Here is a 25,028-nt window from a genome sequence, read left to right as displayed (position 1 = left end):
CGCTCCGCGTTCCGTCTCTGAAGGGGGACGCAGAGCGTCACGGGATGCATTCCCACGCAGAGCGTAGGAACGATCAAGTCCAGGCTCTGGCTTTCTCCAGGCAAAAGAAAACCCCCGATAAACCAGCGGTCTATCGGAGGCTTCTTCAGCAGGCGCCTTGCAGCGCCTACCCGCTCAGCTTATTGGCAAGCTTCGCAATCCGGCTCGTCGATGGCGCAGGCCTTTGGCACTGGCGCAGGTCCGGCTGGAGCAGCCAGGACCGAATCGTCACCGTGGTTGCCGCCGCTGGAAACCGCGTTCAGCTTGCCGGTGTTGATGGTCGACTTCTCGGTGCTGGTGGCGGCCAGGGCACGGAGGTAGTAAGTGGTTTTCAGACCACGGTACCAGGCCATGCGGTAGGTCACGTCGAGCTTCTTGCCCGAGGCGCCGGCAATGTACAGGTTCAGTGACTGGGCCTGGTCGATCCACTTCTGGCGACGGCTGGCGGCGTCGACGATCCACTTGGTGTCCACTTCGAACGCAGTAGCGTAGAGCTCCTTGAGCTCCTGCGGGATGCGTTCGATCTGCTGCACCGAACCGTCGTAGTACTTCAGGTCGTTGATCATGACCGAGTCCCACAGGCCGCGAGCCTTGAGGTCGCGAACCAGGTACGGGTTGATCACGGTGAATTCGCCCGACAGGTTCGATTTCACGTACAGGTTCTGATAGGTCGGTTCGATCGATTGCGACACGCCGGTGATGTTGGCGATGGTCGCGGTCGGTGCGATGGCCATGATGTTGGAGTTACGGATACCTTTCTGTACACGGGCGCGAACCGGTGCCCAGTCCAGGGATTCGTTCAGGTCGACATCGATGTACTTCTGGCCGCGCTGGGCGATCAGGATCTGTTGCGAGTCCAGCGGCAGGATGCCCTGGGACCACAGCGAACCCTGGAACGTCTCGTAGGCGCCACGCTCGTCGGCCAGGTCGCAGGAAGCCTGGATCGCGTAGTAGCTGACCGCTTCCATGGACTTGTCGGCGAACTCGACGGCAGCGTCCGAACCGTACGGGATGTGCTGCAGGTACAGCGCGTCCTGGAAGCCCATGATGCCCAGGCCGACCGGACGGTGCTTGAAGTTGGAGTTCTTCGCTTGCGGCACCGAGTAGTAGTTGATGTCGATCACGTTGTCGAGCATGCGCACGGCGGTGTTCACGGTGCGTTGCAGCTTGGCGGTGTCCAGCTTGCCGTCCTTGATGTGGTTCGGCAGGTTGATCGAGCCCAGGTTGCAGACCGCAATCTCGTCCTTGTTGGTGTTCAGGGTGATCTCGGTGCACAGGTTCGAGCTGTGGACCACGCCCACGTGCTGCTGCGGGCTGCGCAGGTTGCACGGGTCCTTGAAGGTCAGCCATGGGTGGCCGGTTTCGAACAGCATCGACAGCATCTTGCGCCACAGGTCTTTGGCCTGTACGACTTTGAACAGCTTGATCTTGTTGTACTCGGTCAGGGCTTCGTAGTACTCGTAGCGCTCTTCGAAAGCCTTGCCGGTCAGGTCGTGCAGGTCCGGCACTTCGGATGGCGAGAACAGGGTCCACTTGCCGTCATCGAAGACGCGCTTCATGAACAGGTCCGGGATCCAGTTGGCGGTGTTCATGTCGTGGGTACGACGACGATCATCACCGGTGTTCTTGCGCAGCTCGATGAACTCTTCGATGTCCATGTGCCAGGTTTCCAGGTAGGCACAGACCGCGCCCTTGCGCTTGCCGCCCTGGTTGACCGCTACGGCGGTGTCGTTGACCACTTTGAGGAACGGCACGACGCCCTGGGATTTGCCGTTGGTGCCCTTGATGTACGAGCCCAATGCGCGAACCGGAGTCCAGTCGTTGCCCAGGCCGCCGGCGAATTTCGACAACATGGCGTTGTCGTGGATCGCGCCGTAGATGCCCGACAAGTCGTCCGGCACGGTGGTCAGGTAGCAGCTCGACAGCTGCGGACGCAGGGTGCCGGCGTTGAACAGGGTCGGGGTCGAGGCCATGTAGTCGAACGACGACAACAGGTTGTAGAACTCGATCGCACGGTCTTCGCGCTGCTTCTCTTCGATCGCCAGGCCCATGGCCACGCGCATGAAGAAGATCTGCGGCAGTTCGAAACGGATGCCATCCTTGTGGATGAAGTAACGGTCGTAGAGGGTTTGCAGGCCCAGGTAGGTGAACTGCTGGTCGCGCTCGTGGTTGATCGCCTTGCCGAGTTTTTCCAGGTCGAACTCGGCCAGGACAGGGTTCAGCAATTCGAACTCGATACCTTTGGCGACGTAGGCCGGCAGGGCCTTGGCGTACAGGTCGACCATTTCGTGGTGGGTCGCGCTCTCGGCGACTTCCAGGAAGCTCAGGCCTTCGGCGCGCAAGGTGTCCATCAGCAGGCGGGCAGTGACGAACGAGTAGTTCGGCTCGCGTTCCACCAGGGTCCGCGCGGTCATCACCAGGGCGGTGTTGACGTCCTTGAGCGCGACGCCGTCATAGAGGTTCTTCAGGGTTTCGCGCTGGATCAGGTCGCCGTCGACTTCTTCCAGGCCTTCGCAGGCTTCGGTGACGATAGTGTTCAGGCGACCCATGTCCAGCGGCGCCAGGCTGCCGTCGGCGCGGGCGATGCGGATCGAAGGGTGAGCCTGGACCGGTGCGTCGGCCGGGGTGCGGATAGCACGTTCCTTGGCGCGCGAGTCACGGTAGATCACGTAGTCGCGAGCGACTTTCTGCTCGCCGGCACGCATCAGGGCCAGTTCGACCTGGTCCTGGATTTCTTCGATGTGGATGGTGCCGCCCGAAGGCATGCGACGCTTGAAGGTCGCGGTGACTTGCTCGGTCAGGCGGGCCACGGTGTCATGGATTCGCGACGAAGCGGCAGCGGTGCCGCCCTCAACTGCGAGAAACGCTTTGGTGATGGCGACGGTGATCTTGTCATCGGTATAAGGAACGACAGTCCCGTTACGCTTGATCACGCGCAGCTGGCCAGGCGCGGTGGCGGACAGATCCGGGTTCGAATCGGCGGCCAGCGGCGCGGTGCCCTGCGGGTTCTCGCGAGTTGTGTCGGTGTGCATGGGTGTCTCCACGTTCTCTATGTTTATTTGGGCACCATCACGGTGCCCACCGTTCCGTCCTGAAGCACTACAACCGACTGGCGCCGGGTATAACAACTTCGGGACAGTAGGAAACGGGCCTGTGGCGCCGCTTCCATCCGAAGTTCTTGGGTCGCGAGCCTGGGCTCGAAACCGGGTTTGCAGGGGTGGCAGCAAAGGACTGCAACACCCGTACCGTTTCGGTCGTTCCAGACCCTGAAACAGTCGCCATCCGCAGGGGCGGTCTGGACTTGGAAAAACTCTCGTGTTGCAGGAGGACAGAGGCAAGAAAAGCGCTTGAATTCTCTATCCAACTTGTGTTTGGTTTTTGGCCTGAAACCCTACATGTAGGGTTTTTTGCGCGGCGGGCTACAAGATAATGCGTTTTGGGGGATGAATCAACGTGCTACCTGTGGATAAGCCTGTGCGTAATTTGTGTGCGAAACGTGGAACTGCTCTGTAGGCCGCGACCTTGCTGGAGCGCGGCTTTTTTCGTCGATTTGACGAGTTGAAAACAGCCCTGGGTTTTTTCGGGCGCGGACGGTATCACACAAATCAGCCCGACCGAACGCATTTGTCCGCTTGTTTTCTGTACAGCCGGCGTTTATACAATCGGCCGGTGCATGGGCGTGTTTATCCTCCTTTGATATGACAAAAAGACGGGAGGCGCTGTGTTCGAATACCTTGAGCGGGCAGTTCATTTGTGGCGAGGGAGCTTGCTCCCGCTCGGTTGCGCAGCGACCGCAAAATCTTAGGGCCGCTTCGCACCCCAGCGGGAGCAAGCTCCCTCGCCACGGTTGAGTGCAGGTTCTTCTTTTTATACCTACAAGACGAGGTCCCTCCGTGGAACAAGAAGCCTGGCAGATATTGATCGTCGAGGATGACCAGCGTCTGGCCGAACTGACCCGCGAATACCTGGAAAGCAACGGCCTGCGCGTCGCCATCGAAGGCAACGGCGCGGTGGCGGCGCAGCGGATTATCAGCGAGCAGCCGGACTTGGTGATCCTCGACCTCATGTTGCCCGGCGAAGATGGCCTGAGTATCTGTCGCAAAGTGCGCGAGCAGTATGACGGACCCATCCTGATACTCACCGCCCGTTCCGATGACACCGATCAGATCCAGGGCCTGGACCTGGGCGCCGACGACTATGTCTGCAAGCCGGTGCGCCCGCGTCTGCTATTGGCGCGCATCCAGGCGCTGTTGCGCCGCAGCGAACCGGAGCCGTCCGTGCCGCAGAAACAGCGGCGCCTGGAGTTCGGTCCGTTGGTGGTGGACAACGCCTTGCGCGAAGCCTGGTTGCAGGGCAACGGTATCGAACTGACCAGCGCCGAATTCGACCTGCTCTGGCTACTGGTGTCCAACGCCGGGCGCATCCTGTCCCGTGAAGAGATCTTCACCGCCCTGCGCGGCATCGGCTACGACGGCCAGGACCGCTCGATCGATGTGCGTATCTCGCGCATCCGCCCCAAGATCGGCGACGACCCCGAGCATCCACGGCTGATCAAGACCATTCGCAGCAAAGGCTACCTGTTCGTCCCCGAAGCCTGCGTAGACGCGGCTTCGTGAACTCGATTTTCCTGCGCATCTACGGTGGCATGTGCGCGGCACTGGTGCTGGTGGCGGTGCTTGGCGTGCTGGCCCTGCATCTGCTCAACCAGACGCGTGGCGAGCAATACCGCGAGCGCCTGGCCCATGGCACGTTTTCCCTGATGGCCGATAACCTGCGGCCGATGAACGACACCGAGCGTCGCCGGGCGCTGGCGGTGTGGGAACGCCTGTTGGGCATTCCGCTGGAGCTGAGGACTTTCAATCAGACCGACCTCGACCTGGGGCAGCGCACCCGCGTGCTGCGCGGTCAAGCCCTGGTGGAGCAGACCGGCCCGCACGCGGCGAAGGTCTATCGGCTGGTCAGTGATGGTGAACAGTTGACGCTGGTGGGCGAGGTTCGCCAGATCAGCGAGCAACTGGCCCGGGCGACTATCTATCTGCTGGCCGATGAACTGGTGCGTTACCCGGTGGCCGAGCAGCCCGGACGGCTCGCGCAACTGAAGCAGGAGAAAGGTTTCGGTTTCGACCTGCGGCTGATGAAGGTCGAGCAGGCGGACATGGACGACGATCAGCGTCGGCGAGTGTCGGAGGGCGATACGGTGATGGCGCTGGGCAAGGGCGGTGACTCGATCCGGGTCTTTGCCGGGATGGTCGGCACGCCGTGGGTTCTGGAGATCGGCCCGTTGTACCAAATGAATCCGTACCCGCCCGAATGGCTGGTGCTGATCGCCGCGTTGGGGCTGAGCCTGATCGGTTTGATCGTCTATCTATTGGTGCGCCAGTTGGAGCGACGCCTGCGCGGCCTCGAGTCGGCCGCCACTCAAATCGCCCAGGGCAGCCTGGAGACCCGCGTCCCCGCCCGGGGCGCCGACTCGGTGGGGCGCCTGGCCGCTGCGTTCAACGGCATGGCCGAGCATTTGCAGCAATTGCTGGCGATCCAGCGAGAACTGGTGCGCGCGGTCTCCCATGAGTTGCGCACGCCGGTGGCACGCCTGCGTTTCGGCCTGGAAATGCTCGGCAGCGCCAGCACGCCCGAGGCCCGGGACAAGTACCTGGCGGGCATGGACCACGACATCGAAGATCTGGACCGGCTGGTGGATGAAATGTTGACCTACGCCCGACTGGAACAAGGATCGCCGGCGTTGAATTTTCAGCGAGTGGACCTGGATGCTTTGGTCAATCAGGTCATCGAAGAACTAGGCCCCTTGCGCGTCGGGATTACCGTAGAGCGCGGCCTGTGCCTGTCCGCCGCTGATTGCGATGGTGCCTGGGTCGAGGCCGAGCCGCGGTTCCTGCATCGTGCCTTGCAGAATCTGGTGGGCAATGCCATGCGCCATGCCAAATCGCGGGTCACAGTGAGTTACCAGGTGGGGCAGCTGCGCTGCCGCGTCGACGTCGAAGATGATGGGCCGGGTGTGCCGGAGGCGGCATGGGAACGGGTGTTCAAGCCGTTCCTGCGCCTGGACGACAGCCGTGCGCGGGCGTCGGGCGGCCACGGATTGGGGCTGTCGATCGTGCGGCGGATCATCCACTGGCATGACGGCCGGGCGTTGATCAGTAGGAGCAAAAGCCTCGCAGGAGCCTGTTTCAGCTTGAGTTGGCCGAGGCACCAGGACCGGTCTTGAGGGATGGGGCCCAATCTCAGGCCTTGATCCCCACCAGACTCAGCAATTGCCCATTCTTCACAGCAAATTGTCCGTGCAGCTCACTGCCATGACGCCACTCGGGCGACAGGTCGATCAACAAGCGCAATCGCACGTGCCCATCGTGCGCCCACTCCAGGACCTCAGCGTGTTCGAAGTAAAAACGCTGCCTGACGATCGGGTACAGCGCTTTGAACAGGCTTTCCTTCATGGAAAAGGTCAGGGTCACCAGCAGCGCCCGGTCATCTCGCGAGGCAGTGGCCAGGCGCAGCAGCTCGGGGGGCGTTAGGATTTCACCGGCCAGGCGCTCGGCGCGCTCAGGGTCGAGCAGGTTTTCCAGATCCATGCCCAGCCCTTGCCAATGTTGTTTTTGCGCGACAATCGCCGCCGCCCGGCCTGTGCTGTGGGTGATCGAGCCGCTGACATGGGCCGGCCACACGGGCGCGCGATCTTCGCCGATGGGCGGCACGCAGGCTTGGCCGTCAAGGCGCAGCAAGGCCGCTCGGGCGCAGACTCGCCCGGCGAGGAACTCCGCCTGCCGCTTGGCCACCGAGCGCTGGATGCTCGCCGGCGGCTCGATGGCGCTGTTGGGAAAATCGTCAGCGACGAGCAACAGTGGATTGAAGCGAGTGCTGACCAGCACCGTATCGGGCAAGGCGTCGGGCAGCAGCCAGTGTTCATCCAGAGGCGAACAGCAGGCGGGCAGGGCGGGGAGTCGGTTCATGCCGGGCATTTTGCCGGGTTGGCTTGAGGCTGGGTAGTGGCGTGACGTTTGTATGGGTATGGCTGGCTTTTGTGGCGAGGGGATAAATCCCCTCGCCACAGGAGGGTATCTGCTAGAAAACTTTTTTGAAGAACTTCTGCATATCCGCCCACGACTTCTCATCGGCCGCCTTGTTGTAGCCGATGTCCGGCCCGCCATGTTCGCCGTGGCTCAGGCGGTCGGCGTCCGGGTTGCTGAAGCCGTGCTTGGCGCCGTCGAGGCTGACGAATTTATAGTCGGCGCCGGCCTTGTCCATCTCGCTCTTGAACGCGGTCACGTTGTCGCCGGTGACCATGCTGTCCAGCGCGCCGTGTTCCACCAGGATCTTGGCCTTGACGCTGCCAGGCGTCGCCGGGGTATTGGTGACCAGGGCACCGTGGAAACTCACCACGCCGGCCAGCGGCAGGCCCTGGCGCGCTGCGTCCAGCACCACCTTGCCGCCGAAGCAGTAACCGATGGCGGCGATTTTGTCCGGGTCGGTCTGGGGTTGTTTCTTCAACAGGTCGAGCCCGGCCTGGAAGCGCGCACTGGCCGCCTTGCCGTCCTTGAGCGCCGCCTGCATGAAGGCCATGGCGTCCTTGGGGTGCTCGGTGTTCTTGCCGTCGCCGTACATGTCGATGGCCAGGGCGCTGTAGCCAAGCCCAGCGAGGTCACGGGCGCGGCGCTTGGCGTAATCGTTCAGCCCCCACCACTCATGCACCACCACCACGCCGGGGCGCGGGCCTTTGACCGCGTCGTCATAGGCGTAGTAACCGATCAGCTTCGTGCCGTCGGCACTGGTGTAGGGGATCTCCTGGGTCTGGATGGCGGCGTGGCTTGCGCCGCTCAAGGCCAGAAGTACAACAGCAAGCAACCTGCGCATGATGGATCTCCTTAAAAAGTTGTTGGGACAGACTAGCCGATTCATTCAGCCCAGGTTCAGAGAACGTTCAAGAGGGGTTCAGGGACCATTGGATAACGTGGCTGCGACTTCACACAACCACGGCTTCAAAAGGAACCTGATCATGACTCATATGAAAAAACTGCTGTTGGCCTTCACCGTTCTGAGTGCCAGCGCCCTGGCTCACGCCGACGATAACTTTGCCAGCCTGACGCTCGGCCAGACCAGCGACAAGGTCAAGAAATCCAACGCCTTGAACAGCGCGCTGAACAACCCCAACGCCGACGGTATCATCGCCAAGGACAGCACCTATGGCCTGCGCCTGGGCCGGCAAAACGACCAGGGTCGCTACTACGCCACCTACGATAACGTCTCGGGCAGCCACAACGGCATCAAGTTGCGCCAGGAAAACCTGCTGGGCAGCTACGACCTGTTCTATCCGGTCACCAGCAGCACTAAACTGTTTGGTGGCGGCACGGCGGGCCTGACCAAGCTGACCCAGGATTCCCCAGGCTTCAGCCGCGACACCGACATCGGCTATGCCGTCGGCCTGCAAGGGGGCGTATTGCAACAAATTTCGCAAAACACCTCGGTGGAACTCGGGTACCGTTACCTGCGCAGCAATGCGAGCACCGAGATGAGCCCGCACGGCGGTAACAAAGTCGGTTCGCTGGACTTGACCAGCAGCGCCCAGACCTACCTGTCCGCCAACTACACGTTCTAGGCCGCCTGGGAATGAGCATGTCCAGCCGGATCGGCCCGAGCCGATCCGGCGCCTTTTGTTTGAAATTGGCTGTTTTGATTGGCCTGGGAGCGGTTCATGAAACTACTGGTTGTCGAAGACGAAGCGTTGTTGCGTCATCACTTGCAGACCCGTCTCACCGACAGCGGCCACGTGGTGCAGGCCGTGGCCAATGCCGAAGAAGCCTTGTACCAGGTGCGCGAGTTCAATCATGACCTGGCGGTGATCGACCTGGGCCTGCCGGGCATCAGCGGCCTGGAACTGATTCGTCGGCTGCGTTCACAGGACAAGACCTTTCCGATCCTGATCCTGACTGCCCGCGGCAACTGGCAGGACAAAGTCGAAGGCCTGGCCGCCGGGGCCGACGACTACGTGGTCAAGCCGTTTCAGTTCGAAGAGTTGGAAGCGCGGCTCAATGCCCTGCTGCGTCGCTCCAGCGGCTTTACCCAGTCGACCATCGTCGCCGGTCCGCTGTTGCTGGACCTCAACCGCAAGCAGGCGTCCCTGGGCGACGAGCCGTTGGCCTTGACGGCCTACGAATACCGCATCCTTGAATACCTGATGCGCCATCACCAGCAAGTTGTCGCCAAGGACCGCCTGATGGAACAACTCTACCCGGACGACGATGAGCGCGACCCGAATGTCATCGAAGTATTGGTAGGACGCCTGCGTCGCAAACTCGAAGCGCCGGCCGGCTTTAAACCGATCGATACCGTGCGTGGCCTGGGTTATCTGTTCAACGAGCGCTGCCAGTGATTCGTTCGCTGCGGCTGCGGCTGATGCTGGCCGCGATGACGCTGTCAGCGCTGTTCATGCTGGCGTTGCTGCCGGCGATGCAAGGCGCGTTCAGCCTGGCCTTGCAGGAGTCGATCGAACAACGCCTGGCCTCGGACGTGACCACGCTGATTTCCGCCGCCCGGGTGGATAACAATCGATTGAAGATGCCCACGCAGTTGCCCGACGAGCGATTCAACCTCGCCGATGCTCGCCTGCTGGGCTACATCTATGATCGCGAGGGGCGCTTGGTCTGGCGTTCGAAGGCGACCCAGGAAGAACACATCAATTACACGCCGCGCTATGACGGGCAGGGCAACCAGTTCGCGCGTATCCGCGAGGACAACGGCCAGGAGTTCTTCGTCTACGACGTCGAGGTCAAGTTGCTGGGCGGCCAGAGCGCCGCGTTCAGTATCGTCACCCTGCAGCCGGTGCATGATTATGAGCTGACCCTGCAAGGCCTGCGGGAAAACCTCTACCTGGGGTTCGGCGCCGCACTGGCGGTGCTGCTGGCGCTTTTGTGGATCGGCCTGACCTGGGGCTTGCGAGCCCTGCGGCGCCTGAGCCAGGAACTCGATGAAATCGAAGCCGGCACCCGCGAAAGCCTCAGCACTGCGCACCCTCGGGAGCTGTTGCGCTTGACCGGCTCCCTAAATCGCCTGCTGCACAGCGAGCGCGAGCAGCGCAGCCGTTATCGCGATTCCCTCGATGATCTGGCCCACAGCCTGAAAACACCGCTGGCGGTGTTGCAAGGTGTCAGCGAAGACATGGCCCGGCGCCCCGAGGACCGTGGCCAGGCCTGGGTGCTGCAGACCCAGATCGAACGCATGAGCCAACAGATCGGCTATCAGTTGCAGCGTGCCAGCCTGCGCAAAAGCGGCCTGGTGCGCCACCAGGTGCGCTTGCGCCCCGTCCTGCAAAGCCTGTGCGACACGCTCGACAAGGTGTACCGCGACAAGCGCGTGCACGTCGAATTCGACCTGCCGGAGCACTGCCAGGTGCCCATCGAACAGGGCGCGCTGCTGGAAATGCTCGGCAATCTGTTGGAAAACGCCTATCGGCTATGCCTGGGGGTGGTGCGGGTCAGCGTGCACCAGACCCTCGGCGGTACGGAGTTGAGTATTGAAGACGATGGTCCGGGCGTGCCGCCGGACCAGCGTGCACGGATCCTTGAACGTGGCGAAAGGCTGGATCGCCAGCATCCGGGACAGGGGATTGGCCTGGCGGTGGTCAAGGACATCATCGAGAGCTATGACGCGAAATTGGCCTTGGGTGATTCAGAGCTGGGTGGGGCGGCGTTTCGGATTCATTTTCCGATGGCTTGAAACTAAAAAATCACTTTTCCAGCTCCCGATAAGCCCCCGGCGTCACCCCCGTCCACTTCTTGAACGCCCGGTGAAACGCCGATGGCTCGGAGAACCCGAGCTGTTCGGCAATCTGCTGCAACGACAGATCGGCCCTTCCCAAATGGTAGATGGCGATATCCCGCCGCAGCTGATCCTTGAGCTCCTGGAAGCTGGTGCCTTCCTCGCGAAGGTGCCGGCGCAGCGTCTGGGCGCTGATGTGCAAATGCGCGGCGACGCTGTCCAGGTCCGGCCAGCGCGCCGTGTCACGGCTGAGCAGGCGGCGCAATTGGCTGGTCAGGCTGTGGCCATCGTCCGGGCGTGACAGCAGGTCAGCGGGGGAGCGTTCGAGAAAACGCTTGAGGGTTCGCTCGTCCTGCAGCAGCGGCATCTCCAGGTAGCGGCCATGAAACAACAGGCTGCTGCGTTGCGCCTCGAACACCAGCGGGCAGGGGAACAGCAGGTCGTATTCGGCGCCGTGGGGCGGCTTGGCATAGCTGAACGTCGCCTGTTCCAGACCGATCCGCTGGCCGATCAGCCAACTGCCGAGGCGATGCCAGATGACCAGCAGGCTTTCGGCCAGGAAATGCTCGGGGTCACGCAGCGTCGACTCATCCAGGCTCAACCGTACCCGGTCTCCTTCAGCTTCCAGCGTCAGGCGCGGGGCGTCGGCAAACAGGCTGTAGAACAACAAACCGCGTTGCAGGGCTTTGCCCAGCGTCCGACAGTGGATCAACGTGTGACACATCATGGCAAACGTCCCGGGTTTACTCGTCACCCGGCCGAATCCCAGATATTCATCCTCCAGCGCCAACCACAGCGCCTGCAACAGGCGGGCGAATTGCTCTGGCGCGATGCGCGCCCGCGGTTCGTCCAGCAGCTCGGGGCTGATGCCCAGCTGTTGCAGCAGGGGAAGGCAGTCGAAACCTTGCCGGCGTGCGCCACCGAGGGCTGCACGGGCGAAGTGACTGGCGATGGTGCGTTGGCGCATGGGCACTGATCCGTCCGTTAAGCGAGGCGATGTTAGCAGGGACTTCAGGCTCGACAAGGCGGATATCCGCCAAATCCAGGAGTGGTAAGCGGCAGGTTGGCGGATATCCGCCACGTTTAGGCTTGTGTTCAATCCTTCGGAAATACACAAACACCGTCTGTAATGGCGCTTGTAGGGCGTTTCGCAAAAATGGCACGCGCCTTGCGATGCAGTACGCAGGTCTGCAGCGTGCAGCCGACAAAAACAAATCCCTCCAGTGCAGGAGGGTTCGCAATTGAGGTGCCGTGGACAACAGGCGGATGTTGTCACACGGGACTCTTGAGGAAGGTTTTGCCATGACGACTCGTCAGCCACTGTACAAATCCCTGTATTTCCAGGTGATCGTAGCCATTGCCATCGGCATTTTGCTCGGCCACTTCTACCCGCAGACCGGCGTTGCCCTCAAGCCCTTCGGTGACGGGTTCATCAAACTGATCAAGATGGTCATCGCCCCGATCATCTTCTGTACCGTCGTCAGCGGCATCGGCGGCATGCAGAACATGAAATCGGTGGGCAAGACCGGCGGCTATGCGCTGCTGTACTTCGAAATCGTTTCCACCCTTGCCTTGCTGATCGGCCTGGTCGTGGTCAACGTCGTGCAACCGGGCGCCGGCATGCACATCGACGTATCGACCCTGGACACCAGCAAGATCGCCGGTTTCATCAATGCCAGTAAAGACCAGAGCATCATCGCCTTCATCCTCAACGTGATCCCGAACACCATCGTTGGTGCGTTCGCCAACGGCGATATCCTGCAAGTGCTGATGTTCTCGGTGCTCTTCGGTTTCGCCCTGCATCGCCTGGGTGCCTACGGCAAGCCGGTGCTGGACTTCATCGATCGCTTCGCCCACGTGATGTTCATCATCATCAACATGATCATGAAGCTGGCGCCTATCGGTGCGTTCGGTGCCATGGCCTTCACCATCGGCGCCTACGGTGTCGGTTCGCTGGTGCAACTGGGCCAGCTGATGATCTGCTTCTACATCACCTGCGTGGTGTTCGTGCTGGTGGTATTGGGTGCCATCTGCCGCGCCCACGGCTTCAGCGTCGTCAAGCTGATCCGCTACATCCGTGAAGAACTGCTGATCGTGCTGGGTACTTCCTCGTCGGAATCGGCCCTGCCGCGCATGCTGATCAAGATGGAACGCCTGGGTGCCAAGAAGTCTGTCGTAGGCCTGGTCATCCCGACTGGCTACTCGTTCAACCTCGACGGTACTTCGATCTACCTGACCATGGCGGCGGTGTTCATCGCCCAGGCCACCGACACCCCAATGGACCTGACTCACCAGATCACCCTGCTGCTGGTGCTGTTGCTGTCGTCCAAAGGTGCGGCTGGCGTGACCGGTAGCGGCTTCATCGTACTGGCGGCCACCCTGTCGGCCGTGGGCACCTTGCCGGTGGCTGGCCTGGCGCTGATCCTGGGTATCGACCGCTTCATGTCCGAAGCCCGCGCCCTGACCAACCTGGTGGGCAACGCCGTTGCCACGATCGTGGTTGCCAAGTGGGTCAATGAACTGGACGAAGACCAGTTGCAGACCGAGCTGGCTTCCGGTGGTCGCGGTATTTCCGATGTTCGTGAAGATGACGAGCAGATCGCGGCGGCGCAGATTGCAGCGGCTGAATCCTCTGCTCCCGGCACTGTAAGGTAATCTTCAGGCTGCAATGAAAAACCCGCTTCGGCGGGTTTTTTTATTGGTTCTCAATTTTGAAGCTGGCGCGCTTCTGTGGCGAGTAAGCAAGCTCCCTCGCCACGAAAGCCTACTGAGCAGATTTGTCAGCCCGAACGACACTCACGGTAATTGCCCCAGCGCCAGACCCTGCCTAGTCTTGAACGCATCGTTCAAGCGGAGTTCTTCCATGCAAGGCCCACTGGCATCGCTCAAGGTTCTGGATTTCTCGACCCTGCTGCCCGGCCCGTTCGCCTCACTGTTGCTGGCGGACATGGGGGCGGAGGTGTTGCGCATCGAATCGCCGACCCGTCAGGACCTGCTGCGGATACTGCCGCCCCATGACCAAGGCGTATCGGCCAGCCATGCCTACCTCAACCGCAACAAGCGCAGCCTGGCCCTGGACCTCAAGCAGCCGGAAGCGTTGGAGGTGGTCACGCGGTTGCTGGGGGACTACGACATCCTGCTGGAACAGTTCCGCCCCGGCGTGATGGAGCGGCTGGGCCTGGGCTACGAGGCCTTGAAAGCCATCAATCCACGGCTGATCTACGTGTCGATCACCGGCTACGGCCAGACCGGGCCCTATAAGGACCGCGCCGGCCATGACATCAATTACCTGGCCCTGGCGGGGCTGGCCAGCCACACCGGCCGGGCCGACAGCGGGCCGTTACCGCTGGGCATCCAGGCGGCGGACATTGCCGGTGGTTCGTTGCACGGGGTGATCGGGCTGTTGGCGGCGGTCATTGCCCGTCAGCAGACCGGGCAGGGCCAGCACGTGGACGTGAGCATGACCGACTGTGTGTTCAGCCTCAACGCCATGGCCGGTGCCGGTTACCTGGCCTGCGGTGTGGAACCGGGATGGGAGGAGCAGATGCTCAACGGCGGCAGCTTCTATGACTATTACCGCACCCGCGATGGTCGCTGGATGTCGGTGGGCAGTCTGGAGCCGGCCTTCATGCAGGCACTGTGCGACGCCTTGGGACGGCCGGAGCTGGCGACCTTGGGGCTGTCGCCCAAGCCTGAACAGCAACAGGCGCTCAAACAGGCGCTGCAAGCCGAGTTCGAGAAACATGACTTTGCCGAGCTGTGCAGCTTGTTTGCAGGCGTCGATGCTTGCGTCGAACCGGTGCTGAGCCTGGAAGAAGCTGTGCGGCATCCGCAGTTACAGGCTCGGGAACTGGTGACACAAGTGCCCCGTGGGGAGGGGGCGACTCAAGCGCAGATGGCCTGTCCGTTGAAGTTTTCCGCAGGGTTGCCCGAGTCTCGGCATATAGGGGCGAGACTGGGGGCGCATACGGATCAGGTATTGGGTGCGTTGGGGTTCAGTGTTGAGCGGATCGCTCAATTGCGGGGTGCCAAGGTGATTTTGTAATGCCCTTTTGGGCCCCTTCGCGAGCAAGCCCGCTATTCCACCCTGGTCACCCCACTGAACACCAAGGTATTGCGACAGCTTCGGCACAAATACCGCCGCCCCTGGCGTACCAGGCTGTGGCGCTGGGCCGTGAACGGGAAATCGCTGCCGTCGCAAGGGCATTTGTAGATGTAGCGGGTGGCGGTGCGGCGCTTGATCTCATAGGTGTGGCAGCGGTTGGGCGGTAGTTCGTAGACCCCGCGCATAATCAATTGCCATTCTTCGCCGTGGGCCTGGATGCGGTCGCCGAACAATTGGTGGGCGATCAGGTGCGCGACTTCATGGGCGACCGTCTGTTTGAGGAAATCCTCGGCGTTTTCCCGATACAACTGTGGATTGAAGCGCAGCAGGTTTTCATGCAGGTGCGCGACGCCGGCCTTCTGGCCGCGCAATTTGAGGCTGACGACCGGGCGCTTGAAAGGACGTTTGAAAAAGGATTCGGCTTGTTGGTAACACTCTTCGACGCGGGTATTGAGTTGCTCGAGCATGCTTTACGGGTCTCCAGAAAGCCGAGTATGCCGCAAGCGTCCGCCGTTGCGAATCGCCCAGGCGCCCAATGGTCGTTTCGGCAGTTCCGGACGCAGAAAGGCCGCCTTGCGGCGGCCTGTGTTGGCAGATTCTTTTTTATGGAAGAGCTTCAAATCTTCAGTTGGTATAGACCGGACCAACGCCCAGCCCCCAGACAATCACCGTGAACGCCATGATGGCTACCAGCACGACCAGGCCGACGGCGAGCACCGAACTGGAAAACAGAAAGCCTTCATCCTGGGGAATGTTCATGAACGTCGGCAAGCCCACGTACAACAGGTAGACCGTGTAGCAGATCGCTGCAGTGCCGACGATCATCCCCAGCCACATATGCGGATAGAGTGCTGCCAGGCCGCCGATGAACAGGGGCGTCGCGGTGTAAGTGGCGAACGCGACGCAACGGGCCAGGCTCGGGTTGGCGTCGTAGGTGCGGGCCATCCAGTGGATGAAGGCGCCCATCACCGCCACGCCGCCCAACATGGCCAGGTACGACATGACGGTCATCCACAGCGCGCTTTCCTGGGTGAGCATGACCGGTGGACGATTGCCGATGACCCATCCCACCTGCGTGGTGCCGATGAACGCCGATACGGCGGGGATCGCCGCCAGGATCAGCGTGTGGGTGAGGTACATGTGGCTGATGCTTTCCTCCTGATCGCCACGGATTTCCTTCCATTCTTGACCAGGGTGGGTAAAGAGCCCCACGACATGATGGATCATAGTCAGTCACTCCTTTGTTATTGCCATCGCCCCCCAACGGAGCGCCTACGGGCCAAATGGCCGGGTAAGTGAAGGTCTGTAAGTGTGTGCGACCTTATGTCGCAGTATAGAAAGGAGTCGCCGCGAGGGGGATGGGCGGCTTAGAGCAAATCGCGCTGTAACGAAGCGGGTTAATCGCGGCTTGATCTGTGGAAGAAATCGTAGGTGTGGCGAATTCCCTCGCCACAAAGGGCCGTGCCACATTCGGTTTTTTTTGCGTAAAATGCCGGCCTTTCGTCACACCTCACGGATTTCGCGTCATGGGCACTCTTACGGTCAATCAGAACAAACTGCAAAAGCGCCTGCGCCGCCTGGCCGGTGAGGCGGTCGCCGATTTCAACATGATCGAGGATGGCGACAAGGTCATGGTCTGCCTGTCCGGCGGCAAGGACAGCTACACCTTGCTCGACGTGCTGATGCATTTGCAGAAGGTTGCCCCGATCAAGTTCGACATCGTTGCCGTGAACATGGACCAGAAGCAGCCCGGTTTTCCCGAGCATGTGCTGCCGGCCTACCTCGAGTCTCTCGGCATTGAATACCACATCGTCGAGAAAGACACCTATTCGGTGGTCAAGGAGCTGATTCCCGAGGGCAAGACCACTTGTTCGCTGTGTTCGCGCCTGCGCCGTGGCACGCTCTACACCTTTGCCGACCAGATCGGCGCGACCAAGATGGCCCTGGGGCATCACCGCGACGACATCGTCGAGACCTTCTTCCTGAACATGTTCTACAACGGCTCGCTAAAGGCCATGCCGCCCAAGCTGCGCGCCGATGACGGACGCAACGTGGTCATTCGCCCGCTGGCTTATTGCAACGAGAAAGACATCCAGGCCTATTCGGATTTCAAGCAATTCCCGATCATTCCCTGCAACCTGTGCGGCTCCCAGGAAAACCTGCAGCGCCAAGTGGTCAAGGAGATGCTCCAGGAATGGGAACGCAAGACCCCAGGCCGTACCGAGAGCATCTTCCGCGGTTTGCAGAACGTCATTCCGTCGCAACTGGCGGACCGCAACCTGTTCGACTTCACCAACCTGCGTATCGACGAAAGCGCCACGCCGCGGTTCGTCAATGTGGTGAACCTCTGACGGTCCCAACGGCTTTTATTCACGGCGCTCGCGAGCGCCGTTTTCATTTTTAAACCAGGAGAGGGCATGCGCGATTACAAGTGGCTGCACGAGTATTGTCTGAACCGCTTTGGTTCAGCGGCTGAACTGGAAGCCCACCTGCCGATTCCCAAGACCCCGGCGCAACTGCGCAAGATCAGCGACGACCGCTACCTCTCGACCATGGCGCTGCGGGTGTTTCGCGCCGGGCTCAAGCACAGCCTGGTGGACGCTAAATGGCCGGCATTCGAAGAGGTGTTTTTCAAGTTCGACCCGGAAAAAGTCGTGCTGATGAGCGCCGAGCACCTGGAACGGCTGATGCAGGACGCGCGGATCATTCGCCACTTGGGCAAGCTCAAGAGCGTGCCGCGCAATGCGCAGCTCGTATTGGATGTGGCCCATGAAAAGGGCAGTTTCGGCGCGTTGATCGCCGACTGGCCAGTGACCGACATTGTCGGCCTGTGGACCTACCTGAAAAAACACGGCCATCAGCTCGGCGGTCTGTCGGCGCCGCGTTTCCTGCGGATGATGGGCAAGGACACCTTCGTGCCCAGCTATGACGTGGTGGCGGCGCTCAACGCCCAGGAAATCGTCGATAAAATCCCGACCAGTCTGCGGGACCTGGCGACGGTGCAGAACGCGTTCAACCAGTGGCATGAAGAAAGTGGCGGGCGGCCGATGAGCCAGATCTCCATGATGCTGGCTTACACCGTCAACCATTGACCCTGCATTGCGAAGGCGTGTTTCAGGCAGCCGAAGGCTCACCCTCGCCAGCCAACCGCCGGTTCAACTGGAACCGCCATCGCACATACAGCAAGGCTGAGCAGAACAGCGCCACACTCGCGGCCATTTCCAGCATGCCGAACAGCTGTCGGTTCGGGTCGTAGGCCGCCAGCGCGCCCTTGATGAAATACAGGTTCACCACGAAGCACATCCACGAATGCCCGCGCGCGCTGCCGCTGAGCATGCCCGGCGCCAGAATCAACAGCGGCACCAGCTCGATCGACAGGATCACCCAGGGACGCGCGCCGTGCAGGTCGGCGATCAGCAGGTAATACGCGCTGAGCAGCCCCACCAGGCCGAAAAAGCACAGCAGGCTCATGTTGCGAGCGATGCGTACACGCGGCTCCAGCCACCGGGTCGGCGGCAGGATCTTCGGCTTTTTAGCCACGGCCGTTCTCCAGCAGCAGAGCGGTTTTCGCCAGGCGCAAGCCCAAGGCACGGCACAGGGCGACTTCATGTTCGTTCAAGCCGCTCTTGCCGTCGGCGCCAGCATGGTGGCTCGGGCCGTAGGGCGTACCGCCACCTTGGGTGTCGATCAGGGCCGATTCGCTGTAGGGCAGGCCGGTAATCAACATGCCGTGATGCAGCAAGGGCAGCATCATCGACAGCAGGGTGGTTTCCTGGCCGCCATGCAGGCTCGCGGTGGAGGTGAACACGCCGGCCGGCTTGCCCACCAGCGCTCCCGTCAGCCAGAGATTGCTCGTGCCGTCGAGGAAGTATTTGAGCGGTGCGGCCATGTTGCCGAAACGGGTCGGGCTGCCCAAGGCCAGGCCGGCGCAGTTCTTCAGGTCATCGAGGCTGGCGTAGAGCGGACCTTGTTCCGGGATGTCCGGCGACACGGCCTCGCACTCGGTGGAAATCGCCGGCACGGTGCGCAGCCTGGCTTCCAGGCCGGCCTGCTCGACGCCTCGGGCGATCTGCCGGGCCATTTCGTTGGTGGAACCACTGCGGCTGTAATACAACACCAGGATGTACGGCGTACTCACGGCAGGATCTCCAGGATCTTTTCCGGTGGGCGACCGATCACGGCCTTGTCGCCGGCCTCAAGGATCGGTCGCTCCATGAGTTTCGGGTGGTCGGCGATCGCGGCGATCAACTGCGCCTGGCTCAGGCTTTGGTCTGCCAGGTTCAAGGTCTTGTACTCATCTTCGCCAGTGCGCAGCAATTGCCGGGCCTCGATGCCGAGCTTGCCCAGCAGGCGCTCAAGTTGCGCGGCATCCAGCGGGGTTTCGAGGTAGCGGACCACCGTTGGTGACAGGCCACGGGCCTCCAACAGTTCCAGCGCGCCGCGGGATTTTGAGCAACGCGGGTTGTGATAAAGCGTCAGATCAGTCATGAGCGGGTCGCATCTTGCGTAAGGTGGCGGCTATTCTACTGTGCTGCGAAGTCCCTAGCACCTCAGACAAGGATCGACACATGGCAAGGCGATTGGCGGCGGCACTGACTTTCATCGGTATTTTGATGCTCGCCGGCTGCGGCAACGATTACGGAGTGGACCAGAACGGCCAGCCGATTGCGTCGCAGCGGCTGGACAAACACTGGGTGGTGCTCAATTACTGGGCCGAATGGTGTGCGCCATGCCGCACGGAAATTCCCGAGTTCAATGCCTTGGCCGACCAGCTCAAGGAGCGAAACGTCGGCGTGTTCGGGGTCAATTTCGACCACGTGCAGGGCGAGGAACTCAAGAGCGCCAGCGAAAAAATGGGCATTCGTTTCACCGTCCTGGCCCAGGACCCGGCTGAGTTCTTCGATATCCCGCGCAGTGAAGGGCTGCCCGTCACTTACATCATCGATACCCAGGGCAAGGTCCGCGAACAACTGCTGGGGGAGCAGACGGCGGCGGGGGTGATGGCGAAGCTTGAGGCGTTGCAGGCGCTCAAGTGATGATCGTTCCCACGCTCCGCGTGGGCAATGCAGGCCGGGACGCTCTGCGTCCCAGAAGCGGAACGCGGAGCGTCCCAAGAGGCATTCCCACGCGGAGCATGGGAACGATCAAGCAGGACAGTGCTCAGCCTTCCTCTAACCACCAACGCAGCGGCTTGCCCTGGGCTGGCCAGAAGCGCGTCTGTTCGATCGGCGAGATGTCCCAGCGCTCGACCTTCTCCAGCGCCTGCAAAAAGCGCGTTTCCTGCTCCATCACCGCCGGACCGCAGAGTTTGCGGGTGCTGCCGATCTTGCCGAAACTCAGCCGGTCGCCTTCCAGCGTGTACGGCGCGAACCAATGGTTGCAGCCTGCGTTGCCATAGGCGCGACCGTCATCGCCGAGGGTGATGGTCAGGTGGCTGTAGTCCATCAACGGCCGTTCACCGATCCATTCGAGAATGTAGCTGCGGTTCTGTTGCAGTTGCACCGGCTCGGCGGCGCAACCCATCAGGCCGGCGCCGATCAGCGCGGACAGGACCAGGCGTCTCATCAAGCGGCTTCCTGGCATTGAGGGCATACGTGCTTTTCACCGACAGTCGTCCAACCCAACTCGGCGATGCGCGCGGTGGCGGCCGGTTTCTGGGCCTTGGTGCCGAGCTTGGCATCGACGGCGAATTCGAAGCTCAGCGCCTTGGCGCAGCGGTCGCAATTGACCTGCCAGGTGTGGATCGCCAGCTCGCCGAACACCGGGCCGGTGGTCATGGCGGTCCATTGCCCCATCGGCTTGAGCAGATGCCGAACGGTGTCCACGGTCAGTCGCATGGACAAGTCCTTGCTGCCCTTGAGGGTCACGAGCAGAACGTCGTTGGCCTGGATCGAACCGCCGTTGCCGGTGACTTGGTAACGGCCCGGCGCCAGCGCGCGGACCTCGGTCAAGGTGTGCTGCGGGTTCATCAGGGTGTAGCGGAAATCGTGTTCGGCCATGGGTCCTCCAAATAGGCGCGACATGCTAGCACGGGGCAGGGCTGCCCATGGTCCGCAGGCGACGAACTTCCACTGCCGGGAGAGGGCGCAGGCGTTCAGCCTTCCACGAGATTGCGTGGCGCACCCTCGGCCCAGGCCGCGATATTGTCCAGTGTGGTAGCGGCGATCGCCGCCAAGGCTTCCCGAGTCAAAAACGCCTGGTGCGCCGTGACCACCACGTTGGGAAAGGTCAGCAGCCGCGCCAATACATCGTCCTGCAAGGGCAGGTCGGAGCGGTCTTCGAAAAACAGTTGGGCCTCTTCCTCATAGACGTCGAGGCCCAAGTAGCCCAGTTGGCCGCTTTTCAACGCGTCGATCAGTGCCGGCGTGTCCACCAGACCGCCGCGCCCGGTGTTGATCAGCATGGCGCCGCGCTGCATCGAGCTTAGGGAATCAGCGTTGATAAGGTGCCGGCTCTGTTCATTGAGTGGGCAGTGCAGGCTGATGATCTGCGCTTGTACCAACAAATCGGCCAAGGGCAAATAGCGGGCACCCAAGGCCTCGACCTGTGGATTGGGGTAAGGGTCGTATGCCAGCAATTGGCAGCCGAAGCCGGCCATGATCCGGGCGAAAGTCGCGCCGATCTGGCCGGTGCCGATCACGCCGACGGTCTTGCCCACCAAGTCGAAGCCCGTCAGCCCGTGGAGGCTGAAATTGCCGTCCCGGGTGCGGTTGTAGGCGCGGTGCAGGCATCGGTTGAGCGCCATGATCAACGCCACGGCGTGTTCGGCGACGGCGTGGGGCGAATAGGCCGGCACCCGGACGATGCTCAACCCCAGGCGTTTGGCCGCGGGCAGGTCGACATGGTTGTAGCCCGCCGAGCGCAGGGCGATCAGCCGCGTGCCGCCCTCGGCCAACCGTTCCAGCACCGGGGCGCTCAGGTCGTCGTTGATGAATGCGCAGACCACCTCATGCCGTTCGGCCAGGGCCACGGTGTCCAGGTTCAGCCGCGCCGGCTGGAACTGCAACTCAAGGCCTGCCGGTAGTGGGGCCTTGCTGAAACTGTCGCGGTCGTAGGTCTGGCTGCTGAAAAGAATGGCGCGCATGACGGCCTCCTGGCATTGGGATGAGCCCAGCCTAGCAGCGATCGCGCCGATGACCCTTGCGCTGGGTCAGGCGCTGATGCGTGCCTCGTTGGCCAGGCGATTGATGGCGTGTTCCAGTTCTTGCAAGGCGGCTGCGGCTTTTGGGTCCTGCTGCTTGAGCAGGGTTTCGCTGCGCTGGCAGGCCGCGCGCAGTTGCGGTACGCCGCAGTAGCGTGTGGCCCCGTGCAGGCGATGGACCCGTTCAATCAGGGCGTTGTGATCGTTGGCCTCGCTGGCCTGGCGAATCGCTTCACGGTCGGCCTCCAGGGATGCCAATAGCATCGCCAGCATGTCTGCCGCCAGATCGGCCTTGCCAGCGGCCAGGCGCAGGCCTTCCTCATGATCGAGGACCAGTAGCTCACTGCCGCCATGGGCCTCGACCGCCCGATCCGGCGCCTGGTTACGCAACGCCAGGCCGGTCCATTTGAGTACCACTTGGGCCAGTTGGCGCTCGCTGATGGGTTTGGTCAGGTAGTCATCCATGCCACTTTGCAGCAACGCGCGCTTCTCGTTGGCCATGGCATGGGCGGTGAGGGCGACGATGGGCAGCGGCGTGCAATGGCGTTCGCTTTCCCACTGGCGGATCGTCTCGGTGCTCTGTCGACCGTCCATGCCGGGCATCTGCACGTCCATCAAGACGAGGTCGAAGGTTTCCTTTTGCACAGCCTGGACCGCCGCGTATCCGCTTTCCACCGCCAGCACCCGGGCGCCCATGTCTTCGAGCAGCGTCTGCACCAGCAGCAGGTTGGCCGGGTTGTCGTCTACGCACAACACTTTCGGCGCGCGGCTGGCCACCGGTTCGTTGGGTTCGTTGCGTGGCGGGCGTGGGTTGACCAGGTCGGACAGCGCCCGGCGCAGCTTGCGGGTGCAGGCCGGCTTGGCTTGCAGCTGGCTATGAGGATTGGGTACCGAGAGGTGGTACAGCGTCTGTTCGGTGGTCGGGCATAGCACGAGCACCTTGCAGCCCAAGTGTTCCAAGTCCCAGATATGCTGGTTGAGACGTTCCGGTGGCATGTCATTGCTGGTGATGCCGAGCACGGCCAGGTCGATCGCCTGATCGGTCTGGTGGGCGACCGTGACGCCGTTGGTCAGGTTCTCCAGCGTATTGAATGGCGTGACTTGCAGTCCGCAGTCCTCGAGCTGATGTTGCAAGGCCTGGCGGGCCAGCTCGTGATTTTCCATAACGGCCACGCGCCGGCCGAGCAACGGAGGACCTGGCAAGTCTTCGACGTCGTCACGAGCCTTGGGCAGGCGCAGGCTGATCCAGAATTCGGAACCCTCGCCCGGTGTGCTGTCGACACCGATTTCCCCGCCCATCTGTTCCACCAGCCGCTTGGAAATCACCAGGCCCAGCCCGGTACCGCCGGGTTGCCGGGACAAGGAATTGTCGGCCTGGCTGAAGGCCTGGAACAGCGCTCGCACGTCCTGGCTGGAGAGGCCGATGCCGGTGTCCTGGATGCTGATGCGCAGTTGAACGCTGTCTTCGTGTTCGTCCTCGAGCATGGCCCGGGCAACGATGGTGCCTTCGCGGGTGAACTTGATGGCGTTGCTCACCAGGTTGGTGAGGATCTGCTTGAGGCGCAGCGGGTCGCCCACCAGCGACAGCGGTGTGTCCCGGTAGACCAGGCTCACCAGTTCCAATTGCTTGGCGTGGGCGGCGGGGGCGAGGATGGTCAGGGTGTCCTGCAACAGGTCCCGCAGGTTGAACGGAATGCTGTCGAGCACCAGCTTGCCGGCCTCGATCTTCGAAAAATCGAGGATTTCGTTGATGATGCCCAGCAGGCTGTCGGCGGATTTTTCAATGGTGCCCAGGTAGTCGAGCTGGCGCGGGGTCAGTTCGCTTTTTTGCAATAAATGCGTGAAGCCGAGGATGCCGTTGAGCGGCGTGCGGATTTCATGGCTCATGTTCGCCAGGAATTCGGATTTGATCCGGCTCGCTTCCAGCGCTTCCTTGCGGGCCAGGTCCAGCTCGATGTTCTGGATCTCGATGGTTTCGAGGTTCTGGCGCACGTCTTCGGTGGCTTGGTCGATGCTGTGCTGCAACTCTTCCTGGGCATTCTGCAAAGTGCCGGCCATGCGATTGATACCCGACGCCAATTCGTCCAGCTCCTGGCTGCCCAGCGGCGGCAGGCGGGTTTCCAGGTGACCGTCCTTGAGTTGCGCCACGGCCTGCTTGATCTGGCTCAGCGGGCGATTGATCGTGCGCCCCATGCGCAAGGCCAACAGGGCGGTGCAGCCCAGGCCAGCGGCGATCAGCAGCAGGCTGGCGAACAGGCTGCGATAACCGCGCAGCAACATGCCGCTGTGGGACAACTCCAACTCGACCCAGCCCAGCAGGCGGTCGGCTTCTTCGGGAACCAATTCACCGGCCAGGTTGCGGTGCTTGCCGAACACCGGCAGCAAATAACGGGTGGCGTCGTTGCCGGTGCGTTGCAGCAACTGGCTGCTGTTGCCCTCCGGCGCGCGGTTGAGCATGGTCGGGCCGGCATGGGCCATGGGCGTGCGGTCGGGCGCCAGGAAGGTCACGGCGCGTACGTCCGTCTGTTCAAGGGATTGGGTGGCGACGCGCTCCAGCAGTTCGGTGTCCTGGCGGCTCATGGCCGGCGCGACCAGCGGGGCCAGCTGTTCGGCGATCATCTCACCGCGTTGCAGCAACTGGGCGTGCAGGTCCGATTGCTGCATCCAGGTGAAATAACCACCCAGGACCAATGCCATCAGGCTGGTCGGCAACAGCGTCAGCAACAACACACGGCCTTTGATTCCCAGTTTCTTGAGCACGCTTGTCTCCTGCATCCAGCGGTCTGATTGAGCTTTGCGCGCATCCGGCACGCAACACCTGCGCAGTGTAGCGATTTGCGGGTGGGGGATCTTTGTAAAATTCGTGTCAACCGAGGACAACAAAGATCAGTGGGTACTTCAGATCTCCTTAAGGCAGGCAGCGACGCAGGATTAATTCACTACTATCGAAAGGGGACCGGGGGAACACATCTTCCT

23 protein-coding genes are annotated in these 25,028 nt (G+C 61.8%); 10 read left to right on the top strand and 13 right to left on the bottom strand.

Annotated elements, in window-relative coordinates; genetic code table 11:
* Positions 1 to 179: 179 nt before the first annotated feature.
* Positions 180 to 3,071, bottom strand: coding sequence for a ribonucleoside-diphosphate reductase subunit alpha (locus HU742_RS19495; protein WP_186644690.1), 2,892 nt, complete (start codon positions 3,069 to 3,071; stop codon positions 180 to 182).
* An 861-nt stretch (positions 3,072 to 3,932) separates the two neighbouring features.
* Between HU742_RS19495 and HU742_RS19490 the strand changes: the two genes are divergently transcribed.
* The gene (locus HU742_RS19490) at positions 3,933 to 4,655 is read left to right on the top strand and encodes a response regulator (protein ID WP_186640555.1); all 723 of its coding nucleotides are present in this window, start codon (positions 3,933 to 3,935) and stop codon (positions 4,653 to 4,655) included.
* Positions 4,652 to 6,262 carry an ATP-binding protein gene (locus HU742_RS19485; protein WP_186640557.1) on the top strand — a complete coding sequence of 537 codons (1,611 nt, stop codon included), beginning with the start codon at positions 4,652 to 4,654 and terminating at the stop codon, positions 6,260 to 6,262. Before HU742_RS19490 ends, HU742_RS19485 begins: the two co-directional genes overlap by 4 nt.
* A gap of 16 nt (positions 6,263 to 6,278) precedes the next feature.
* On the opposite strand, the gene HU742_RS19480 is transcribed toward HU742_RS19485, so the two are convergent.
* Complete coding sequence (locus tag HU742_RS19480; protein WP_202883649.1) at positions 6,279 to 7,004, bottom strand: 4'-phosphopantetheinyl transferase family protein; 726 nt, start codon at positions 7,002 to 7,004, stop codon at positions 6,279 to 6,281.
* Positions 7,005 to 7,116: 112 nt separating this feature from the next.
* On the bottom strand, positions 7,117 to 7,905 hold the full coding sequence (locus tag HU742_RS19475; RefSeq protein WP_186644691.1) for a dienelactone hydrolase family protein: 789 nt from the start codon (positions 7,903 to 7,905) through the stop codon (positions 7,117 to 7,119).
* Positions 7,906 to 8,047: 142 nt separating this feature from the next.
* On the opposite strand from HU742_RS19475, the gene HU742_RS19470 reads away from it, so the two are divergent.
* The 3 genes from HU742_RS19470 (at position 8,048) to HU742_RS19460 (ending at position 10,764) form a co-directional block, all read left to right on the top strand.
* A complete protein-coding gene (locus HU742_RS19470) occupies positions 8,048 to 8,647 on the top strand; it encodes a hypothetical protein (RefSeq protein ID WP_186640562.1) in 600 nt (199 codons plus the stop codon).
* Between the two features lie 96 nt (positions 8,648 to 8,743).
* Positions 8,744 to 9,421 (top strand): response regulator, encoded by a 678-nt coding sequence (locus HU742_RS19465; RefSeq protein ID WP_025215075.1) that lies wholly within the window; start codon positions 8,744 to 8,746, stop codon positions 9,419 to 9,421.
* The gene (locus HU742_RS19460) at positions 9,418 to 10,764 is read left to right on the top strand and encodes an ATP-binding protein (protein WP_186640564.1); all 1,347 of its coding nucleotides are present in this window, start codon (positions 9,418 to 9,420) and stop codon (positions 10,762 to 10,764) included. The genes HU742_RS19465 and HU742_RS19460 overlap by 4 nt, the downstream gene beginning before the upstream one ends.
* Before the next feature lie 10 nt (positions 10,765 to 10,774).
* Here the strand turns inward: HU742_RS19460 and HU742_RS19455 are convergent, their stop codons facing one another.
* Entirely contained in the window at positions 10,775 to 11,773 is a 999-nt protein-coding gene (locus HU742_RS19455) for an AraC family transcriptional regulator (protein WP_186644692.1), read from the bottom strand.
* Between the two features lie 335 nt (positions 11,774 to 12,108).
* Between HU742_RS19455 and HU742_RS19450 the strand changes: the two genes are divergently transcribed.
* Both HU742_RS19450 and HU742_RS19445 read left to right on the top strand, forming a co-directional pair.
* Complete coding sequence (locus HU742_RS19450; RefSeq protein ID WP_186640567.1) at positions 12,109 to 13,461, top strand: dicarboxylate/amino acid:cation symporter; 1,353 nt, start codon at positions 12,109 to 12,111, stop codon at positions 13,459 to 13,461.
* 208 nt (positions 13,462 to 13,669) lie between these two features.
* Positions 13,670 to 14,851, top strand: coding sequence for a CaiB/BaiF CoA transferase family protein (locus HU742_RS19445; RefSeq protein ID WP_186644693.1), 1,182 nt, complete (start codon positions 13,670 to 13,672; stop codon positions 14,849 to 14,851).
* A 32-nt stretch (positions 14,852 to 14,883) separates the two neighbouring features.
* Here the strand turns inward: HU742_RS19445 and HU742_RS19440 are convergent, their stop codons facing one another.
* Positions 14,884 to 15,378 (bottom strand): SprT family zinc-dependent metalloprotease, encoded by a 495-nt coding sequence (locus HU742_RS19440; protein ID WP_186644694.1) that lies wholly within the window; start codon positions 15,376 to 15,378, stop codon positions 14,884 to 14,886.
* 157 nt (positions 15,379 to 15,535) lie between these two features.
* Positions 15,536 to 16,138: a Yip1 family protein gene (locus HU742_RS19435; RefSeq protein ID WP_186614396.1), complete on the bottom strand. Its 603-nt coding sequence runs from the start codon at positions 16,136 to 16,138 to the stop codon at positions 15,536 to 15,538.
* 299 nt (positions 16,139 to 16,437) lie between these two features.
* Here HU742_RS19435 and ttcA point away from each other — a divergent pair, with 299 nt between their 5' ends.
* Both ttcA and HU742_RS19425 read left to right on the top strand, forming a co-directional pair.
* Positions 16,438 to 17,262 (top strand): tRNA 2-thiocytidine(32) synthetase TtcA, encoded by an 825-nt coding sequence (gene ttcA / locus HU742_RS19430; RefSeq protein WP_186644695.1) that lies wholly within the window; start codon positions 16,438 to 16,440, stop codon positions 17,260 to 17,262.
* 66 nt (positions 17,263 to 17,328) lie between these two features.
* Positions 17,329 to 18,003 carry a DNA-3-methyladenine glycosylase I gene (locus HU742_RS19425; RefSeq protein WP_186644696.1) on the top strand — a complete coding sequence of 225 codons (675 nt, stop codon included), beginning with the start codon at positions 17,329 to 17,331 and terminating at the stop codon, positions 18,001 to 18,003.
* 22 nt (positions 18,004 to 18,025) lie between these two features.
* Here HU742_RS19425 and HU742_RS19420 read toward each other — a convergent pair whose 3' ends face one another.
* The 3 genes from HU742_RS19420 to arsC are packed head-to-tail and all read right to left on the bottom strand — an operon-like array spanning position 18,026 to position 19,399.
* On the bottom strand, positions 18,026 to 18,451 hold the full coding sequence (locus HU742_RS19420; RefSeq protein ID WP_186644698.1) for a DUF2069 domain-containing protein: 426 nt from the start codon (positions 18,449 to 18,451) through the stop codon (positions 18,026 to 18,028).
* Positions 18,444 to 19,049 (bottom strand): NAD(P)H:quinone oxidoreductase, encoded by a 606-nt coding sequence (gene wrbA / locus HU742_RS19415; protein WP_186614404.1) that lies wholly within the window; start codon positions 19,047 to 19,049, stop codon positions 18,444 to 18,446. The genes HU742_RS19420 and wrbA overlap by 8 nt, the downstream gene beginning before the upstream one ends.
* Positions 19,046 to 19,399, bottom strand: coding sequence for an arsenate reductase (glutaredoxin) (gene arsC / locus HU742_RS19410; RefSeq protein WP_186640577.1), 354 nt, complete (start codon positions 19,397 to 19,399; stop codon positions 19,046 to 19,048). The genes wrbA and arsC overlap by 4 nt, the downstream gene beginning before the upstream one ends.
* 80 nt (positions 19,400 to 19,479) lie before the next feature.
* Here arsC and HU742_RS19405 point away from each other — a divergent pair, with 80 nt between their 5' ends.
* Positions 19,480 to 19,947 carry a TlpA disulfide reductase family protein gene (locus HU742_RS19405; protein WP_186644700.1) on the top strand — a complete coding sequence of 156 codons (468 nt, stop codon included), beginning with the start codon at positions 19,480 to 19,482 and terminating at the stop codon, positions 19,945 to 19,947.
* Positions 19,948 to 20,071: 124 nt separating this feature from the next.
* On the opposite strand, the gene HU742_RS19400 is transcribed toward HU742_RS19405, so the two are convergent.
* The 4 genes from HU742_RS19400 to HU742_RS19385 all read right to left on the bottom strand — a co-directional run bounded on the left by HU742_RS19400 (position 20,072) and on the right by HU742_RS19385 (position 24,812).
* Positions 20,072 to 20,476 (bottom strand): META domain-containing protein, encoded by a 405-nt coding sequence (locus tag HU742_RS19400; protein WP_186640581.1) that lies wholly within the window; start codon positions 20,474 to 20,476, stop codon positions 20,072 to 20,074.
* Entirely contained in the window at positions 20,476 to 20,910 is a 435-nt protein-coding gene (locus tag HU742_RS19395) for a hypothetical protein (RefSeq protein ID WP_186614412.1), read from the bottom strand. Before HU742_RS19395 ends, HU742_RS19400 begins: the two co-directional genes overlap by 1 nt.
* Before the next feature lie 95 nt (positions 20,911 to 21,005).
* Positions 21,006 to 21,995 carry a 2-hydroxyacid dehydrogenase gene (locus tag HU742_RS19390; RefSeq protein WP_186644702.1) on the bottom strand — a complete coding sequence of 330 codons (990 nt, stop codon included), beginning with the start codon at positions 21,993 to 21,995 and terminating at the stop codon, positions 21,006 to 21,008.
* A 66-nt stretch (positions 21,996 to 22,061) separates the two neighbouring features.
* Positions 22,062 to 24,812: a response regulator gene (locus HU742_RS19385; protein ID WP_186640585.1), complete on the bottom strand. Its 2,751-nt coding sequence runs from the start codon at positions 24,810 to 24,812 to the stop codon at positions 22,062 to 22,064.
* Positions 24,813 to 25,028 lie beyond the last annotated feature (216 nt).

The sequence above is a fragment of the Pseudomonas marvdashtae genome, from assembly GCF_014268655.2.
GTDB classification, from domain to species: domain Bacteria; phylum Pseudomonadota; class Gammaproteobacteria; order Pseudomonadales; family Pseudomonadaceae; genus Aquipseudomonas; species Aquipseudomonas marvdashtae.
Note: the sequence above shows the minus strand (reverse complement) of the source record. Positions and strands in the feature narration are given on the sequence as shown.